Raw genomic sequence first — 17,891 nt, forward strand, 5'->3', positions numbered from 1 at the left:
TCAGCGATGCCAGCCAATCGAGCCTGGCTATAAGGGCTATAGCGCCAACTGGCCGATGGCGCGGTTCAGTTCGCCGGCCAGGGTGGCCAGCTCGCGGCTGGTTGTGGCCGAGCCAACGGTTTGCTGCACGGTGTCTTCGGTCACATCGCGAATACTGACGATGGCGCAGTTCATTTCCTCGGCGACCTGGCTCTGCTGTTCGGCAGCTACCGCAATTTGCGTGTTGCTCTCGCGCATCTGCGCCACGGCGCTGGTGATCTCTGCCAGCGCGGCGCCGGCTTCCTGGGCCTGTCGGACGCAGTCGTCGGCTTTGAGCGAGCTTTCGTGCATGAAATCGACGGCGTCCCGGGTACCGCTGTGCAGGGTGGAAATCATCCCGGTGATCTCGTCGGTCGAGCTCTGCACCCGTTTGGCCAGGTTGCGCACTTCATCGGCGACCACCGCGAAACCGCGCCCCAGATCCCCGGCGCGGGCCGCTTCGATGGCGGCGTTGAGCGCCAGCAGGTTGGTCTGTTCAGCGATGCTGTGAATGACCCCGACCACGCCGGTGATCTTCTGGCTGTCGTCGGCCAGTTGGCGAATCATCTCGGCTGTTTGTTGCACGCCGCTCGAAAGCCCGGCAATTGAGGCCTGAACCCTGCCGACCACTTGCTGGCCACTTCCGGCCAAGGCATCCGCCGTCTGGGACAGATCTCGAGTGGCACCGGCGTGCTGGGCGATGTGGTGCACGGTGGCGGTCATCTGGTTGATCGCGGTGGCCGCCTGATCGGTTTCGCTCTGTTGGCCGAGCATGCCGTGACGCACGTCATTCATGCTGGCTGCCAGTTGCGCGGCGCCGGCATCGAGCTGCGCTGCCGATTGCGCCACGGTACCGACCACGCGGTGATAGGTCGATTGCATGGCATTGAAGGCCACGGCCATCTGTCCGACCTCATCGCCCCCGGCCAGCGGCACGCGGGCAGACAGGTCGCCGGTTTTCTCGACGTGGAGCATGACGCTCCTGAGGGTGTTGAGTTGACGCAGCAGAAAGCGGATCAGCAACTGCGAGGCGCCCAGCATCAACAGCATCAGCACCAGCACACACAGGGCGTAGTGGCCGAAGCGGTCGAAGAACACCTGAGTGAAGCTGGGGGCGGTCGCCAGTACGGCGAGGTGCATGTCACCGCGTTGAATCAGGTGAGCGCCGCGTACGCGCTGGTCACCGAGCAGGGGGCCATCTGCCAGGGCGATCCAGCCCTGTGCGTCGCTGGGGATGGAAAGCCCTACGCCGGCAAGGGTCGGGGTCTGGCCCATGCGCCAGCTGACCAGTTGCGGTTGGGCCGGCAGAGCTTGCTCCCCAGGCCAGGCCGCCAGCAACTGGGCTTCGGCCGCCGCATGCGCGCGCGCGCTCTGCAGGCGGGCATCCTGCTCCAGGTGCACGGCGTAGAGCACCAGCAGCAGGGTCGTGAAAAAGGCCACCGCATTGACGGCCCAGAATTTGTATTTGAGCGAAACGTTGCTAAGCCAGGCACCCATGGCAGGTCTTCTCTGAGTTGGCGGAACAGTATTGGCAAGGTGCCATCATTGTGCCGCTCACTCACAGCGCCGTCGTTGACGCTCGTCAAGAAACCTCGGGCAGGTCGAAGAACGCTCGGGCGCAGGCCGTGGTATGTGCGGCGGTGTGCTCGGCAGTTTCTCCCCGGTGACGCGCGACCTCATGCAGTACTGCAGGGAGAAACGCCGGTTCGTTACGTCCGCTCTTGGGCTTGGGCCTGAGCGTACGCGGCAGCAGGTAGGGCGCATCGCTTTCCAGCATCAGGCGACCCTCGGGAATGTTGCCGACCAGACCGTGCAGGTGCGTACCGCGGCGTTCATCGCAGATCCAACCGGTAATGCCGATGTGCAGGTCGAGGTCAAGGTAGGCGAACAGCGCCTGACGCTCACCGGTGAAGCAGTGCACCACGGCCGCAGGCAGTTGATCGCGAAACGCCTTGAGTATGTCCAGCAGCCGTGCGCTGGCGTCGCGCTCGTGCAGGAACACCGGCAGTTGCAGTGCGGCGGCCAGCGTCAACTGAGCCTCCAGCGCTTTCTCTTGTAGCGGCCTTGGGGAGAAATCACGGTTGAAATCCAGCCCGCACTCACCCACTGCACGCACCCGTGGCTGGGTCAGCAACTGGCGTAGTTGCCGCTCGCTGTCGGCATTCCAGCTGTTGGCATCGTGGGGGTGGATGCCAGCGGTGGCGAAGAGTGTCTGTCCCGTTTCATCGAGGCCATGACACAGTTCGAGGGCCTGTTCGCTGACCTGCAGACTGGTGCCGGTCAACAGCATTTGCACGACGCCTGCTTCACGGGCGCGTTCGACCACCTCCGACTGGCGGTCATGGAAACTGCTGTTGGTCAGGTTGACGCCAATATCGATCAGTTGCATGGTTGCTACCTCGTGCCCCGGGCAGGCCAGCATAACAAAGCAGGCGGCGGAACAAATAATCGCCGAACCTCAATGGCTTGCCACTGTCTGTTGATGTCAGTTGTCACCTCCGCTTGCGCTGATAACACTCACTTCCATTCGGACACGCCATGTGACAGCCCGCATTCTGCTGACTCTTTTGCTGGTAATCGGACTGCTGATCGCAGGTCCTGCCACCGCTCGTCTGGCCGGCCCGCAGCAGACCTCGAGCCACAGTCAACCGCGCGATTTTCCCCAGATCAGCTCGGCCAAGGTGCTGCGGGTACTGGTCAATCAAAGCCGCAACAGCTCTGGTGAGGTCAAGGGCGAGCCGGTGGGTATCGAGTACCACCGGGTCCGCGCGCTCGAGCATTACCTCAACGCCCGACTCGGCGAGAAGCACCGTTTGCAGGTCAAGCTGGTGCCCAAGGCTAAGGGTCAATTGCCCGGCGCCTTGTTGCGCGGCGAGGGCGACATCGCAGCCCCCGGCGAGCTGTTCGACCCAGCACTGGTGCACCAACTGGTGGCCAGCGATCCGGTGGTCGATCGCGTGTCCTTGGTGCTGGTCGGGCGCAAGGGCGCGCGCAGCGTAGCGCGTGCCGAGCAGTTGTCCGGGCGCACCGTGGCGCTAATCAGCGCCAGTGCCGCAGGGGTGGCGATCGAGGCCGTGAATCGCCAGCTGGCGCTGCGCAAGCGCGCGCCGATCAAGATCGAATGGGTCGACCCGACCTTGGCGGTCGAGGACGTGCTGGAGATGGTCCAGGCCGGTATCTATCCGCTGACCGTGGTCGAGCGGCCAATTGCCGAGCGCTGGCAGCGGGTCATGCCCAAGCTGCGCCTCGATACCCGGGTCAAGCTTGGCGAGCCCCAGGCGGTGCGCTGGTACGTGCGCCGCGACGCGCCGGTACTGGAACAAACCCTCAACCGCTTCCTGGCGACCTACCGCGCGCCCGAGAACCAGAATGCCGCCTTCGAGCGCATCTACCGCCGCCAGTACCGGGTGCACAACCCCCTGGCGCGTCAGGAGCGCCAGCGCCTGGAAGCGGTGCGCAGCGTATTGCAGCGCCACGGCGAGGCGCAATCGATCGACTGGCTGAACCTGGCCGCGCTGGCCTACAAGGAGTCGACGCTCAATCCCCAGGCGCGCGGTGGCGGCGGTGCCCATGGTCTGATGCAGATCACCCCCTCGGCAGCGCAGCGGGTAGGGGTCAATAACACGGCTACGGTCGATGGCAATGTGCAGGCCGGGGCGCGCTACCTGGCGCTGATTCGCCGCAAGTTCTTCGCCAGTCCGGCGCTCAACGACCGTGAGCGCATGGCCTTCACCCTGGCGGCCTACAACCTCGGTCCCGAGCGCGTCCAGGCCATGCGCGCCGAGGCCCGGCGCCGGGGCCTGAACGGCAATCAGTGGTTCTTCCAGACCGAGCGGGTGGCCATGGAGCAGGTGGGCATGGGACCGGTCAACTTCGTCAACAGCGTCAACAAGTACTACCTGGCGTACAACCGCGAGCGTCTGGCGCTGGAGCGTACCCGCCAGCGCTGAGACGTGACCGATCTGTCGTGTGCTTCACGGGCTGTAACGTGCGGCTTGTATCTTCGCGCACAAGCCCCTAGCATTGGCGCCTGCGCCGATTTAAACAGCTACTTGCGGGGCGCATGACGGCCTCCGTGGAGGTCGACGAAATACCGCTAAAGCGCTGGTTCGGTGACGCCTCCCACCGCTGCCCAGCGGGATTCGCGAGGCGGAGAGTAAGCCCCCATGAGTTGTCCACGCACCAGTGTCTGCCTGAGCCCACTGACGGCCCACCAGGCTGCCCGTACCCCGCGCATCCTGCTCGGCGGTCAACACCAGCCCACCTTGTTGCGCCACCTCGAAGGTCTGTCCCGGCGCAAGGGTCATGCCCGGGCGTTTCTCATTCAGTTCGCCGACCGCGACAGCGACCTGGCAGGCTATGCCAGCGATCGTTTCGACCTGGCCGTGATTCAGTCACCTGCCGCCGATGTTGCCGGCGAGGTCATCGCGCAACTGACCCGTATTGCCCGCCAGGGCCTCATTACCCGGCGCTGAGCATCCGGCGCCGTCGTCAGGCGCTGCTCCCGGCAGGTGCAGATGCCTGCCGTGCCGTCACCAGGAGTCGTCGTTGAGCACCAATATCATCACCACCGAAGGCCACCAGGCGCTGAAGCAGGAACTCGACCACCTGTGGCGCGTGTACCGCCCGGAAATCACTCAGAAAGTGGCTTGGGCGGCTTCCCTGGGGGATCGCAGCGAGAACGCGGATTACCAGTACAACAAAAAGCTGCTGCGTGAGATCGACCGTCGCGTGCGCTATCTGCGCAAGCGTCTGGAAGACGTCAAGGTCGTCGCCTACGCCCCCGAGCAGGAAGGTCGCGTGTTCTTCGGCGCCTGGGTCGAGATCGAGAGCGAGCAGGGCGAGGTGCTGACCTTGCGCGTGGTGGGCTACGACGAAATCTACGGCCGCAACGACTACATCTCCATCGACTCGCCCATGGCTCGCGCCCTGCTGAAGAAACAGCAGGACGACGAGGTGGTGGTGCAGACGCCCACGGGCGAGGCGGTGTGGTACGTGAACCGGATCTGGTACCTGCCAGAGGGCCGCTGATCAGCCCTCGCGCAGCACCTGCAACGGACTGGCATTGAGCGCTCGCCGCGTACCCAGCACACCGGCACCACCCACCACGACTGCGCCCACCAGCGGCAGCAGCAACAGCGAAGGGTGCAGGCTCCAGCTCAAGGCGAAGGCATAGCGGTACAGCACCCAGGTAATCAGCTCGCAGCCCAGCGCTGCCAGCAGCCCGCTGGCAGCGCCTAGCAGGCCGAATTCGATGCGCCGGGTGCGAACCAGCAACGCTCTGCGTGCCCCCAGGGCGCGCAGCAGCGCACCTTGATGGATGCGTTCGTCCAGCGTCGCTTGTAATCCTGCGAACAGCACGGCCAGGCCCGCCGCGAGGACGAATAGCAGCACATATTCCACCGCCAGGGTGACTTGGGCGAGGATGCTGCGCAGCTGGCTGAGCAGGGCATCGACCTGAAGAATGGTCACCGCCGGGAACGCCCGCGCCAGGGCGACGATGTCCTGCTCGTGGCCACTACCCAGGTAAAAGCTGGTCAGGTAGGTGGTCGGCAGGCCCTGCAGCGTGCCGGGCTGGAAGATCATGTAGAAATTGGGCTGGAAGCTGTCCCAGTGCACGCTGCGCAAGCTGCTGACCTGAGCCTTGTGCTGTTCGCCGGCGATGTCGAAGGTGAGCCGGTCGCCCAGTTGCAGGCCCAGGCTGGCGGCCAGCTCCGCTTCCACCGACACTCCCGGCATATCGTCAGCGGTCGGTATGGCGCTCCACCAGGTGCCCTCGCTCAGGGCATTGCCTTCAGGCAGCTCGGCGGCCCAGGTCAGGCTCAGGTCGCGTTGTACCGCACGTTCGCCCGCCGAGTCCTTGCTGACGATCTGCTGCACCGCTTCATCGTTGATCGCCACCAGGCGCCCGGGGATCACCGGGTACAACGGCGCCGAGCGTGCATTGAGGCTTTGCAGCTGCTGGGCAAAGGGCTGGCGTTCGTCGGGCAGGATGTTCAAGGCGAAGTGGTTCGGCGCATCGGCAGGCAATTGCGCCTGCCAGGTGTCGAGCAACTCGACCCGCAGCAAGGCCACCAGGCCCATCGCCAGCAGAATCAGGCCGAATGCCAACGCTTGTCCGGCGGCGGCCAGCGGATGACGCAGCAGTTGCCCGAGCCCCAGACGCCAGGTCAGTGGCGCATCGGCCAGCAGCCGGCGCAGGCTGCGCAGGCCGAGCAGCAGTAGGCCGCCGAGCAACAGCGCGGCGATCAGACCGCCGCCGAGCAGGGCGAAGGTCAGCAGCAGATCGAGGCTCAGTCGCCACATGATCAGGCCCAGCGCCACCAGCGCCGCGCCGTACACCAACCAGCTGCTCGGGGGGACCGGCAACAGGTCGCGGCGCAGCACGCGCAGCGGCGGCACCCGACCCAGCGCGGCCAGCGGTGGCAGAGCGAAGCCGGCCAAGGCCACCAGGCCGGTGGCGATGCCTGCCAGCGCAGGCCCCAGGCCACCGCCGGGCAAGGTGCTGGGCAACAGGCCTTGCAGCAGGCGGAACAGGCCCAGTTGGGCCAGCCAGCCGAGCACGGCACCGGCGACCGCCGCGAGCACGCCAAGCATGGCCAGTTGCAGGCAGTACAGTCCCAGCGCCTGGCGCCGCGACAAGCCAAGGCAGCGCAGCAGGGCGCTGGCATCGAGACGACGAGCGGCATAGCGGCTGGCCGACAGCGCCACCGCCACACCGGCCAGCAGCACCGCCACCAGGCTGGCCATGTTCAGATAACGCTCGGCCTTGCCCAAGGCGCCGCCGATCTGCCGATTACCATCGCGGGTATCGAGCAGACGCTGATTGGCGCCCAGGTTCTTCTGTATTTCATCCCGGTACGCCGCCAGCGCTGGCGCTTCACCGCGCCACAAGTCGCGGTAGCTGACCCGGCTGCCGGGCTGGATCACTCCGGTAGCGTCGAGGTCGGCGAGGTTCATCAGCACCCGAGGGGTCAGGCTGTAGAAGTTGCCCGCACGGTCGGGCTCGTAGGTCAGCACGCGGGTCAGGCGCAGGGTTTTCTTGCCGACATCGATGCTGTCGCCGATGCTCAGATCGAGGGCGGCCAGCAGGCGAGACTCGACCCACGCTTCCCCGGCGGCAGGTCCGCCGCCGGCGGTCTCCGGGGCATACGGCGCGGGGGCACTGCGCAGCTCGCCGCGCAGCGGGTAGGCCGCATCCACCGCCTTGACGCTGGACAGTTGGATGCCGTCGTCAGCGGCCACCACGCTGCTGAACTCCACCAGATGGGCAGACGCCAGGCCAAGCTCTCGCCCGCGCTGCAGTTGCTCGGCATGGGCAGGGGAGGTGCCCTGCAGGACCAGGTCGGCACCGAGGAATTCGCTGGCACGCAGTTGCATGGCGCCGTTCAGGCGGGCACCGAAGAAGCCGATGGCGGTGCTTGCGGCGACGGCCACCAGCAGTGCGAAGAACAGCACGCGGACTTCGCTGGCACGAGCATCACGGCGCAGTTGCCGGCCGGCCAGGCTCAGCAAACCGAAGAAATCGAGACGCGTCATCAGGCCTCCACGGGCGCGACCAGGCGCCCGGCTTCCAGGCGAATCGAGCGCCGGCAGCGTGCTGCCAGGCGTTCGTCATGGGTCACCAGCACCAGGGTGGTGCCGCGTTCCTGGTTGAGTTCGAACAGCAGGTCGCTGATGCGTGCGCCGGTGTGGCTGTCAAGGTTGCCGGTGGGTTCGTCGGCGAACAGCACCGAGGGCTGCGCAGCGAAGGCGCGGGCAATGGCCACCCGTTGTTGCTCGCCGCCGGAGAGCTGACGCGGGGTATGGCTCAGGCGCTGGCCCAGGCCGACCCGTTCGAGCAGGCTGCGGGCCTGCTCGCGGGCATCGCGGCGGCCATCCAGTTCAAGGGGCAGCATGACGTTTTCCAGGGCGTTCAGGCTGTCGAGCAACTGGAACGACTGGAACACGAAGCCGACGTGCTCGGCACGTACCTGCGCGCGCTGGTCTTCATCGAGCGGGCCCAGATCGTGCCCGGCCAGGACGACGCCGCCGGCGCTTGGCTGGTCGAGCCCGGCGAGCAGGCCGAGCAGGGTGGACTTGCCCGAACCGGACGCGCCGACGATGGCCAGGCTGTCGCCTTCGGCGAGGGTCAGTGACAGGGGGTGGAGAATGGTCAGTTCGCCTTCCGCGCTAGGGACCACTTTGCTAAGGTTCTGCGCAACGAGAATGCTGGGGCCCATGGAGAATCCAATGCGAGTGTGGTTATTGAGTGCAGGTCTGGCCCTGTATTGCCTGGCCCAGACCGCGATGGCGGGAACACTGCTGATCGTCGGCGATAGTATCAGCGCAGGTTTTGGCCTGGATACCCGTCAGGGCTGGGTCAGCTTGCTCGAACAGCGTCTGAAAAGCTCTGGGTATCCGCTTAAGGTGGTCAATGCCTCGATCAGCGGCGACACCAGCGCCGGCGGCAAGGCGCGCCTTCCCGCGCTGCTGGCCGAGCATAAGCCTGAGGTGGTGGTACTGGAGCTGGGTGGCAATGATGGCCTGCGCGGCCAGGCCCCCACTCAATTGCGACAAAATCTTGCTGCGATGGTCGATCAGTCCAAGACGGCCGGCGCCAAGGTGCTGTTGCTGGGCATGCGTCTGCCGCCCAACTACGGCGAGCGCTACACCACGGCCTTCGCCGAAACCTACAGCCAGGTCGCCAAGCAGAATGACGTGGCGCTGGTCCCGTTCTTCCTCGAGGGTGTGGGTGGGGTGCCCGAGCTGATGCAGGCCGACGGCATTCACCCCGGCCCAGGTGCGCAGAAGCAGCTGTTGGAAAATGCCTGGCCGACGCTCAAACCCTTGCTCTGACGCTTTAATCGGGGGCCGCTTTCGGATAATGTTGCGCCCCCCGTTTCGAGTGCCCCCGATGCCGCGCCCCGCCTGGTCCCTGTACGCCTATCAACTGATCGAGCCCGATGAACAACTCGATCTGTTCGCCTGCCAGGAAGTTCGCGTTCACCTCGTCACTCGCCAGCTGGAACTGGGAGCACCTGCCGACCGCACGCTGTGCGGCGGTCTGCTACCGGCACAACCGCGCTGGTCGACAGTGGCACGCAGTATCTTCCGTGACCAGCGCCTGTGCGCGTTGTGCCGGGCCATCCTCGAAGCGCAGCGGCGCGGCACCCGACCGGTTTGGCCGCAGCTGTAGGCGCCTTTCATCATCTGCAAGCCGCCTGCGGGCCTTGTGCCTCCCGCTTGTCGCGGGCCGCGTGTACACTTGAATGTCTTGACCCCATTGCTAAGGATTCACCGGATGTTGCCGCGTTTGCCTGCCGTCACCCGCTGCCTGAGCCTGGCTGCCCTGCTGGTAGCAGGCTCCGCCACCGCGCTGCAGCTGCCATTGCCGCCTCCGGGTGAGGACGTCGTTGGCCAGGTACGTACCCTTACCGCCAAGTACGAAGACACCTTCGCCGACATCGGCACCGCCAACGACCTTGGCTATCTGGAAATGATCGCCGCCAACCCGGGCGTCGACCCCTGGTTGCCAGGTGCCGGCACGGAAATCGTCCTGCCGACGCGTTACATCCTGCCGCCAGGCCCGCGTGAGGGTGTGGTGATCAACCTGGCTGAGTATCGTCTGTACTACTACCCCAAGGGCGAGGACGTGGTGTACACCTTCCCGCTCGGTATCGGTCGCGAAGGCTGGGGTTCACCGATCGCCAATACCAAGATCATCGCCAAGACGCCCAACCCGACCTGGACGCCACCGGCATCGATCCGCGCCGAACATGCCGCCGATGGCGATATTCTTCCGGCCGTGGTGCCTGCCGGCCCGGACAACCCGCTCGGGCCGTTCAAGTTCACACTCGGCGTGCCCGGTTATCTCATCCATGGTTCGAACAAGAAGTTCGGCATTGGCATGCGCACCAGCCATGGTTGCTTCCGCATGTTGAACAACAACGTGCTGGAACTCTCGACCCTGGTGCCGGTGGGTACACCGGTGCGCATCATCAACGAGCCGTACAAGTTCGGCGTCAGTGGTGGCAAGGTCTACCTCGAGGCGCACACGCCTCTGGACGACAGCGGCAACCCGTCGGTGGTCGACAAGCATACTGCGGTGATCAACGCCCTGCTCAAGCGCGAAGACCTTGCCAACAACGTGCGCATGAACTGGGACATGGTGCGTGACGTGGTGGCCGCTGAAGATGGCCTGCCCGTGGAAATCGCGGTGCCGGGTGCGGCAAACACTACGGTCGCCTCGGAGCTGCCGCCGGAGTTGCAATAAGGCTGCCCATCCGGGCGCGCAGTTGCCTCGGGCCATTGTCGACGGACACAAAAAAGCCGATCCAGTTGGATCGGCTTAAGCATAACCCCGAAGGATTATTACTTGCGGCTGGCTTTGTCCAGCATACGCAGAGCGCGCTCGTTGGCTTCGTCAGCGGTCTGCTGAGCCTTTTGAGCAGCGGCCAGAGCGTCATCGGCCTTGCGGTAGGCTTCGTCGGCACGGGCTTGGGCGCGAGCTGCTGCGTCTTCGGTAGCAGTCAGGCGAGCTTCGGTTTCTTTGGAGACGCTGCTGCAACCGGTAGCCAGAACTGCGGCCAGAGCCAGAGCAGAGAATTTCAGAACGTTGTTCATCGTGTTCCCCTTCAAGGACTTTATATCTATTAAATAGCCATCTCTCAAAAATGAGAAACTGGCCGGCGTACATAGTACCCATTACTTGTAGTAAGTAAACTGACTGAAAGCAAGAAGCGCAAAAAAATCTCCTGCCCAGCGCAGGGTCGGCCCTGTAAACAGAGGGTCATGTGCAGCCGCGGCGTAGGCCGTACTGGCTCGTCCGCATAAGTTGCGTTGAACTAAGTGTGACGTTTTCGGTCTTTCGCGCTTTCGGTGTGTAGCGCTGTTGTTGCCAAACAGCACACTTAGCGGTCCCCTTGCATGCGCACTTCCTGCCGGCAGGGCGGGCAATGCCTATTGCAGACTAGTTGCCAGATACTCGGCGCCGAACGATACTGCGTGCAGTACTGTCCAACGCGCATGACGCTGTCGGGCTGCAACGGTGATATTGATAAGGCTGGGGTCTGCCAGAAGACCTGCGAGGAGTTGTGATGAGCGAAGCGCTGACCATCCGCCATGACCAAACCGGTCATCAGTTCGAGACCCACGTGGACGGTCATCGGGCCTACCTGACCTACATGGATCTGGGCAAGCAGACGCTGGACATCTATCGCACCTTCGTCCCCGACGCCTTGCGCGGGCGTGGCATCGCTGCGGCACTGACCGAGCGGGCGTTGGCCTACGCTGAGCAGATGGGCTACACGGTCATTCCGTCGTGTTCATACGTGGAGCGCTACATGGAGCGTCAGCAGCGCCACTCCAATCAGGCATGATGACCAACTGATCACAACGAAAGCGCCGGGCAATGCCCGGCGTTTTCATGTTCAGGTGTTGGCCTCAGCCGCGCTGGCGCTTGGGCAGAACATCCTTGAGCTTGGCATGCATGCTGCGCAGGGCCGTTTCAGTGGTAGCCCAGTCGATGCAGGCGTCGGTGACCGACACGCCGTATTGCAACTCGGCGAGGTTCTTCGGAATCGACTGCGCACCCCAGTTCAGGTGGCTTTCCACCATCAGGCCGATGATCGACTGGTTGCCTTCCAGGATCTGGTTGGCGACGTTGTCCATCACCAACGGCTGCAGGGCAGGGTCCTTGTTGGAGTTGGCGTGGCTGCAGTCGACCATGATGTTCGGCTTGATCTTGGCCTTGGCCAGGTCCTGTTCGCACAGCGCAACGCTGACCGAATCATAGTTGGGCTTGCCGTTGCCGCCGCGCAATACCACATGACCGTAGGCATTGCCCTTGGTGGTGACGATCGACACGCCGCCTTCCTGGTTGATGCCGAGGAAGCGGTGCGGCTTGGATACCGACTGCAGGGCGTTGATGGCCACGGTCAGACCACCATCGGTGCCGTTCTTGAAACCGACTGCCGACGACAGCCCCGAAGCCATTTCCCGGTGAGTCTGCGACTCGGTGGTACGTGCGCCGATGGCCGACCAACTGATGAGGTCTTGCAGGTACTGCGGGGAAATTGGATCGAGTGCTTCGGTAGCGGTGGGCAAGCCCTTTTCCGCAAGATCGAGCAGCAGCTTGCGGCCGATGTGCAGGCCATCCTGAATCTTGAACGAGTCGTCCAGGTACGGATCGTTGATCAGGCCTTTCCAGCCGACCGTGGTGCGCGGCTTTTCGAAATACACGCGCATGACCAGATACAGCGTGTCGGACACTTCCTCGGCCAGCACTTTGAGACGCTCGGCGTAGGCGTGGGCGGCATCGACGTCGTGGATCGAACAAGGGCCGACTACCACGAACAGGCGGTGGTCCTTGCCATCGAGGATGTTGCGCACCACTTCGCGACCTGTGGTCACGGTGTGCAGAGCCTTGCTGCTGAGGGGGATTTCCTTCTTGAGCTGATCAGGGGTGATCAAAGTCTCGTTGGAGGCAACGTTAAGGTCATCGATCGGTAAATCAGCCATCGTGTTACTCGTCAGGTCACGGGTGCCGGCCGCCAGCAATCCCCGTGCGGCCCAGCAGCAGTTTGTTCGCAGCGGGGAGGGCCGAACCTTAGCGCGTTCAAGGGGGGTGCGACAATGGGCAAGCCCCAGCCGGCGTGGGGTTTTTACCGGTTCCGAGGCTGTGCGACCCTGGCTCGATCCAGCTCGGGCTCGAAATGCACCCGGCGCTCGTGCCAAGATCACCGGCTCGACCACGCGCATCAGGAGAGTTGCATGAGCACCCACCCCGTTCGGATCGGCATCATTGGCAGCGGCGCCATAGGGGGTTTCTACGGCCTGATGCTGGCTCGTGCAGGTTTTGATGTGCATTTTCTGTTGCGCAGCGAATACGCTGCCGTGGCCGAGCGCGGACTGACCGTCGAAAGCCGTGTGCACGGCTCGCTGAACCTGCCGGTTCAGGCCTACGCCGACGCCGCCGACCTGCCGCCGTGCGACTGGCTGTTGGTGGGTGCAAAAGCCACCAGCAACGCCGAGCTGGCGCCATTGTTGGTCCAAACGGCGGCGCCGGGGGCCAAGGTGCTGTTGCTGCAGAACGGCCTGGGCATGGAGGAGCTACTGCGCCCGGCCTTGCGCGACGACATGCACCTGCTTGGCGGGCTGTGCTTCATCTGCGTGCACCGTGAAGGCCCTGGCACCGTTCGCCACCAGGCGCTCGGTGCGGTCAATCTTGGCTACCACAGCGGGCCTGCGGCTGACGCCGGCCAGGCCATCGTCGAAGAAGGCGCCGAGCTGTTCCACCGCGCTGGCATCGACTCGCAGGCCATGCCCGATCTGGCCCTGGCCCGTTGGCAGAAGCTGGTGTGGAACGTGCCGTACAACGGCCTCTCGGTGCTGCTCGGGGCCAGTACCAGTGCCTTGATGGGCGACCCGGACAGCCGCGCGTCGATCGAGGCGCTGATGGCCGAAGTGGTCGAAGGCGCCAGGGCGTGTGGCCATGAGGTGGGCGATGGCTACGCAGCGCATCTGCTGCGCGTGACCGAGCAGATGCCCGACTACTGGCCGAGCATGTACCACGACCATGTGCAGCAGCGTCCCTTGGAACTGCAGGCGATCTACGCAGAACCCCTGGCCCGGGCGCGCGCAATCGGATGCGTGCTGCCGCGTATGCAGGCGCTGTATCAGGCCCTGGCCTTCATCGATCGGCGCAACCGCGCCGCCGAGTGACGGCGCCGACCGGAGGCGCTGCTAAGCTGAACCTTGCCTTGCCGTCCCGGCAGTCGAGGAGGCCGCATGATTCGTTCCCTGCTGTACGCCAGCGACCTGGGCGTTTATGCGCCGTTCGTCATGCAACATGCCCTGGCCCTGGCGCGGACCTTCCAGGCCGACCTGTACATCATTCATGCGGTCGAGCCCATGGGCCAGTTCGCCGAGTCACTGCTGCAGAGCTGCCTCGATGAGCAGACCCTCGACCGCCTGCACAGTCAGGGCGTTGACACGGTGCTGGCAAGCATCGAGGGACGCGTGCTGGCCAACCTGCGCGATGAACTGGGCGAGGCGGCGGATCTGGCGGTGATTCGGGCGGTGAGGGTGCGCCAGGGCGATCCGGCGCAGGTGATTCTCGAGCAGGTCGAGCGGTTGCAGGTGGACCTGCTGATTTTCGGCAGTCACAGCCGAGGGGCCGGGGCCGATGTGCCCATCGGTCGGACTGCCGTCAGGCTGCTGCAACTGGCCCAGGTGCCGGTGTACATGGTGCCGCTGTCGCAACACCTGGGTCGTCGGAAAGGGTGAAGCACTGCAGTTGTCAATTCCCTACCCATTGAAGAAAAAGTTCTAGATTTATTTCTTTGACCACTAATATAGTTATAAACCGTCGCCGCCTGCTGACCTTTTGCTGATCCGAGGGATATCTATGAAGCTGCAACAACTGCGCTACATCTGGGAGGTAGCGCACCACGACCTCAACGTATCCGCCACGGCGCAGAGCCTGTACACCTCGCAGCCCGGTATCAGCAAACAGATCCGCCTGCTCGAAGACGAACTGGGTGTCGAAGTGTTCGCCCGCAGCGGCAAGCACCTGACCCGCGTCACCCCCGCCGGCGAGCGCATCATCAACACCGCTGGCGAGATTCTGCGCAAGGTCGAAAGCATCAAGCAGATCGCCCAGGAATTCTCCAACGAGAAAAAGGGCACGCTGTCCATCGCCACCACCCACACCCAGGCGCGCTACGCACTGCCGCCGGTGATCAGTAGTTTCATCAAGCAGTACCCGGAAGTGGCGTTGCACATGCACCAGGGCTCACCGATGCAGATCGCCGAGATGGCCGCTGATGGCACGGTGGATTTCGCCATCGCCACCGAAGCGCTGGAGCTGTTCAACGACCTGATCATGATGCCGTGCTATAAGTGGAACCGCTGCGTCGTGGTGCCCCAGGGCCACCCGCTGGCCAAGCTGCCAAAACTGACCCTCGAAGCGCTGGCCGAATACCCCATCGTCACCTATGTGTTCGGTTTCACCGGCCGTTCCAAACTCGACGAAGCCTTCAGCCAACGCGGCCTGGTACCCAAGGTGGTGTTCACCGCAGCCGACGCCGACGTGATCAAAACCTATGTGCGCCTGGGTCTGGGCGTGGGCATCGTCGCCGGCATGGCGGTCGACGCCAAGCTCGATGCCGATCTGGTCGCGCTGGATGCCAGTGAGTTGTTCGAACCAAGCATCACCAAGATCGGCTTCCGTCGCGGCACCTTCCTGCGTGGCTTCATGTGCGACTTCATCGAGAAGTTCGCCCCGCACCTGACCCGCGAGGTCATGGCCAAGGCGATTCAGTGCCACAACAAGCAAGAGCTCGAGGCGCTGTTCGACGGGGTCGAATTGCCGGTGCACTAGCCGCCGCGGCGGCTAGTGCCGAGCGACGAGCCGCTAGCTTCAAGCTACAAGAAAGAGCAGTCCGCGCCGGCCTGCTCTTTTTCTTTGCCTAAAGCAAAGTCACAAGCCACAAGAAACAGCCGCCCCACCACGGACCGCTTTTACTTGCCGCTTGCCGCTTGCCGCTAAAAGCTTACAACTGCCGTCAGGCCTTAGAGATGAGGTTGCCAGCGTGCAGGCCGCATTCCTTCTGCGTCGATTCTTCCCACCACCAGCGTCCCTCCCGCTCGTGCTGGCGGGGCAGGACCGGGCGGGTGCAGGGTTCGCAACCGATGCTGATGAAGCCGCGCTCGTGCAGGCTGTTGTAGGGCAGCTCCATCATGCGGATGTAACCCCAGACGTCCTCGCTGGACATCTGGGCCAGCGGGTTGAACTTGTACAGCGGGCGCTCGGGGGTGGAGAACGCAGTGTCGATTTCCAGTGCAGCGACGTGGCTACGGGTGCCTGGGCTCTGGTCGCGACGCTGGCCGGTGGCCCAGGCGCTGACGGTCGCCAGCTTGCGGCGCAGTGGTTCGATCTTGCGCACGCCGCAGCACTCGCCATGGCCATCGCGATAGAAGCTGAACAAGCCCTTTTCCTTGACGAAGGCATCGAGCTTGTCGCGGTCGGGGCTGAGCAGTTCGATGGGCAGGTCGTACTGTTCGCGTACCTGCTCGATGAAGCGATAGGTCTCGGGGTGCAGGCGGCCGGTGTCGAGGCTGAATACCTTGACCTGCTTGTTGAGTCTCCAGGCCATGTCCACCAGCACCACGTCCTCGGCACCGCTGAAGGAAATCCACAGGTCATCACCGAAATGCTCGAAGGCGAGCTTAAGGATGTCCTGGGGGGACTTGCTGGCGTAGGTGGCGGCCAGGGCGGTGACGTCGAAGGGTTGGCTCATCAGGCGGTTTCCATCTTGAATATGGCGCTTGGCGCTCGTAGTGACGCCGATGGTAACAAAAAAGCCGCAGCACACGCAGTGTCACCCCGGCGCTCAGAGTGCCTGCAGCGTCTCCAGCAGAATTCTCACTTTGGCGATCGACTCTTCGTACTCGGCCTGCCATTGCGAGTCGGCCACCACCGCGCCACCGCCCCAGCAGCAGACCTGACCGTCCTTGATCAGCAGGCTGCGGATGGCAATCGAGCTGTCCATTTCGCCCCGTACGTCCACATACAGCAACGAGCCGCAGTACAGGGCGCGGCGGGTGGGTTCCAGTTCGTCAATGATCTGCATGGCGCGAATCTTCGGCGCCCCGGTGATCGAACCGCCCGGGAAGCTGCCGGCGATCAGGTCGAAGGCATCGCGGCCTGCGGCCAGGCGTCCGGTGACGCTGCTGACCAGATGGTGCACGTTGGGATAGCTCTCGAGGCTGAACAGCTCTGGCACCCGCACCGAACCGATCTCGCAGGTGCGGCCGAGGTCGTTGCGCAGCAGATCGACGATCATCAGGTTTTCCGAACGGTCCTTGCTGCTGCCGAGCAACTCCTGGGCGTTGGCAGCATCCTGCTCGGGGGCGTTGGCACGCGGGCGAGTGCCTTTGATGGGCCGGGTTTCCACTCGCCTGCCGCTGACCTGGACGAAGCGTTCCGGTGACAGGCTCAACAAGGCGCTGCCGTCAGCCAGTTGCATGAAGGCGGAAAACGGCGTCGGGCAGGCCTTGCGCAGCGCTTGGTAGGCCTGCCACGGGTCACCTTGGCACGGCGCGCGGAAACGTTGCGTGAGGTTGATCTGGTAGCAGTCGCCGGCGTGGATGTAAGCCTGCACGCGGTCGAAGGCCTGGCGGTATTGATCGCGGTCGAGATCGCCGCGCATGGCTTGGTTCACGCTGAAGCGAGCCTGCTGCGGCGCTGGCGCAGGCGCGGCGAACAGGGCGATCAGGCGTTCACGTTCGGCGCTCTCCAGTTGCGGGTGGAACACCAGCTGGCTGGTGCGCAGGTGGTGGTCGCTGATCAGCGCCCAGGGATACAGCCCAAGGTGGGCATCGGGCAGGTGCAGATCGTCCACGGCGCGTTCGGGCAGATGCTCCAGGCGCCGGCCAAAGTCATAGCTCAGGTAGCCGATCAACCCGCCCGCGAAGGGCAGCTCGACAGCGTTCGGCAGCTCGGCCGGGCCCAGCTGTGCAAGTGCCTCGCGCAACCGCTGCAGGTACGCCTCGCCGCTTTCCTGCGGGCGCACCTGCAACGCGTGTAAGGGCCAGGCGCTGAGCAGGTCGAAGCGCCCACGTTCGGCACCAGGGCGCGCGCTGTCGAGCAATACTGCGCCAGGGGCGTCGCGCAGGTGGGCGAAGTAGCCAGCGGGGTCGGCGAGATAGGGCAGGGGGTGAAGCGTGCAGGTCGGCATCTGTGTGGACAGCGATGTCAAAGCGGGGAGGGCGATTGTAGACCCGTGTAGGAAAAGCGACTAGCGCCGGAGCGACGTTTACTCAGCGGGAATCGCCTGGGTCTGGGGCTGAAGCCATCAGCGACAGACTGGACAGGCGGCCAACCGGAG

The 17,891-nt window shown here is 64.3% G+C and carries 18 protein-coding genes and 1 pseudogene; 10 read left to right on the top strand and 9 right to left on the bottom strand.

Annotated features, from left to right (window positions below):
- Nucleotides 1–36: 36 nt before the first annotated feature.
- The 3 genes and pseudogenes from LK03_RS22845 to LK03_RS13405 all read right to left on the bottom strand — a co-directional run bounded on the left by LK03_RS22845 (nt 37) and on the right by LK03_RS13405 (nt 2,407).
- On the bottom strand, nt 37–921 hold the full coding sequence (locus LK03_RS22845) for a methyl-accepting chemotaxis protein (RefSeq protein WP_430962079.1): 885 nt from the start codon (nt 919–921) through the stop codon (nt 37–39).
- A 33-nt stretch (nt 922–954) separates the two neighbouring features.
- Nucleotides 955–1,515 (bottom strand): annotated as a pseudogene (locus LK03_RS22850) (methyl-accepting chemotaxis protein); the annotation flags it as partial.
- A gap of 85 nt (nt 1,516–1,600) precedes the next feature.
- Nucleotides 1,601–2,407: a TatD family hydrolase gene (locus LK03_RS13405; protein ID WP_038412868.1), complete on the bottom strand. Its 807-nt coding sequence runs from the start codon at nt 2,405–2,407 to the stop codon at nt 1,601–1,603.
- 151 nt (nt 2,408–2,558) lie between these two features.
- On the opposite strand from LK03_RS13405, the gene LK03_RS13410 reads away from it, so the two are divergent.
- From LK03_RS13410 to greB, 3 genes are all read left to right on the top strand, one after another.
- Entirely contained in the window at nt 2,559–3,968 is a 1,410-nt protein-coding gene (locus LK03_RS13410; RefSeq protein ID WP_081951599.1) for a transglycosylase SLT domain-containing protein, read from the top strand.
- Between the two features lie 216 nt (nt 3,969–4,184).
- Nucleotides 4,185–4,493, top strand: coding sequence for a hypothetical protein (locus LK03_RS13415; RefSeq protein WP_038412869.1), 309 nt, complete (start codon nt 4,185–4,187; stop codon nt 4,491–4,493).
- A 73-nt stretch (nt 4,494–4,566) separates the two neighbouring features.
- Nucleotides 4,567–5,049: a transcription elongation factor GreB gene (gene greB / locus LK03_RS13420; RefSeq protein ID WP_038412870.1), complete on the top strand. Its 483-nt coding sequence runs from the start codon at nt 4,567–4,569 to the stop codon at nt 5,047–5,049.
- On the opposite strand, the gene LK03_RS13425 is transcribed toward greB, so the two are convergent.
- Together LK03_RS13425 and LK03_RS13430 are read right to left on the bottom strand one after the other, a co-directional pair.
- Nucleotides 5,050–7,557 (bottom strand): ABC transporter permease, encoded by a 2,508-nt coding sequence (locus LK03_RS13425; protein WP_038412871.1) that lies wholly within the window; start codon nt 7,555–7,557, stop codon nt 5,050–5,052.
- A complete protein-coding gene (locus tag LK03_RS13430; protein ID WP_038412872.1) occupies nt 7,557–8,240 on the bottom strand; it encodes an ABC transporter ATP-binding protein in 684 nt (227 codons plus the stop codon). Before LK03_RS13430 ends, LK03_RS13425 begins: the two co-directional genes overlap by 1 nt.
- A 10-nt stretch (nt 8,241–8,250) precedes the next feature.
- Between LK03_RS13430 and LK03_RS13435 the strand changes: the two genes are divergently transcribed.
- The 3 genes from LK03_RS13435 (at nt 8,251) to LK03_RS13445 (ending at nt 10,273) form a co-directional block, all read left to right on the top strand.
- Complete coding sequence (locus tag LK03_RS13435; RefSeq protein WP_038412873.1) at nt 8,251–8,856, top strand: arylesterase; 606 nt, start codon at nt 8,251–8,253, stop codon at nt 8,854–8,856.
- 58 nt (nt 8,857–8,914) lie between these two features.
- On the top strand, nt 8,915–9,196 hold the full coding sequence (locus LK03_RS13440) for a hypothetical protein (RefSeq protein ID WP_038412874.1): 282 nt from the start codon (nt 8,915–8,917) through the stop codon (nt 9,194–9,196).
- Nucleotides 9,197–9,301: 105 nt separating this feature from the next.
- Nucleotides 9,302–10,273 (top strand): L,D-transpeptidase family protein, encoded by a 972-nt coding sequence (locus tag LK03_RS13445; protein WP_038412875.1) that lies wholly within the window; start codon nt 9,302–9,304, stop codon nt 10,271–10,273.
- Between the two features lie 98 nt (nt 10,274–10,371).
- On the opposite strand, the gene oprI is transcribed toward LK03_RS13445, so the two are convergent.
- Entirely contained in the window at nt 10,372–10,623 is a 252-nt protein-coding gene (gene oprI / locus LK03_RS13450) for an outer membrane lipoprotei OprI (RefSeq protein WP_003259780.1), read from the bottom strand.
- A 473-nt stretch (nt 10,624–11,096) separates the two neighbouring features.
- Between oprI and LK03_RS13455 the strand changes: the two genes are divergently transcribed.
- Nucleotides 11,097–11,378, top strand: coding sequence for a GNAT family N-acetyltransferase (locus LK03_RS13455; RefSeq protein WP_028694400.1), 282 nt, complete (start codon nt 11,097–11,099; stop codon nt 11,376–11,378).
- A gap of 64 nt (nt 11,379–11,442) precedes the next feature.
- Here the strand turns inward: LK03_RS13455 and LK03_RS13460 are convergent, their stop codons facing one another.
- Nucleotides 11,443–12,519 (bottom strand): 3-deoxy-7-phosphoheptulonate synthase, encoded by a 1,077-nt coding sequence (locus LK03_RS13460; protein WP_038412876.1) that lies wholly within the window; start codon nt 12,517–12,519, stop codon nt 11,443–11,445.
- Nucleotides 12,520–12,771: 252 nt separating this feature from the next.
- On the opposite strand from LK03_RS13460, the gene LK03_RS13465 reads away from it, so the two are divergent.
- The 3 genes from LK03_RS13465 to cysB all read left to right on the top strand — a co-directional run bounded on the left by LK03_RS13465 (nt 12,772) and on the right by cysB (nt 15,382).
- Nucleotides 12,772–13,722, top strand: coding sequence for a putative 2-dehydropantoate 2-reductase (locus LK03_RS13465; RefSeq protein WP_038412877.1), 951 nt, complete (start codon nt 12,772–12,774; stop codon nt 13,720–13,722).
- Nucleotides 13,723–13,788: 66 nt separating this feature from the next.
- On the top strand, nt 13,789–14,286 hold the full coding sequence (locus tag LK03_RS13470; RefSeq protein WP_038412878.1) for a universal stress protein: 498 nt from the start codon (nt 13,789–13,791) through the stop codon (nt 14,284–14,286).
- Nucleotides 14,287–14,407: 121 nt separating this feature from the next.
- The gene (gene cysB / locus LK03_RS13475; RefSeq protein ID WP_038412879.1) at nt 14,408–15,382 is read left to right on the top strand and encodes an HTH-type transcriptional regulator CysB; all 975 of its coding nucleotides are present in this window, start codon (nt 14,408–14,410) and stop codon (nt 15,380–15,382) included.
- 184 nt (nt 15,383–15,566) lie between these two features.
- Here cysB and LK03_RS13480 read toward each other — a convergent pair whose 3' ends face one another.
- Both LK03_RS13480 and pabB read right to left on the bottom strand, forming a co-directional pair.
- Nucleotides 15,567–16,301: a phosphoadenylyl-sulfate reductase gene (locus LK03_RS13480; RefSeq protein WP_038412880.1), complete on the bottom strand. Its 735-nt coding sequence runs from the start codon at nt 16,299–16,301 to the stop codon at nt 15,567–15,569.
- A gap of 93 nt (nt 16,302–16,394) precedes the next feature.
- Entirely contained in the window at nt 16,395–17,741 is a 1,347-nt protein-coding gene (gene pabB / locus LK03_RS13485) for an aminodeoxychorismate synthase component I (protein ID WP_038412881.1), read from the bottom strand.
- Nucleotides 17,742–17,891 lie beyond the last annotated feature (150 nt).

The organism is Pseudomonas cremoricolorata (assembly GCF_000759535.1).
Lineage (GTDB): Bacteria > Pseudomonadota > Gammaproteobacteria > Pseudomonadales > Pseudomonadaceae > Aquipseudomonas > Aquipseudomonas cremoricolorata_A.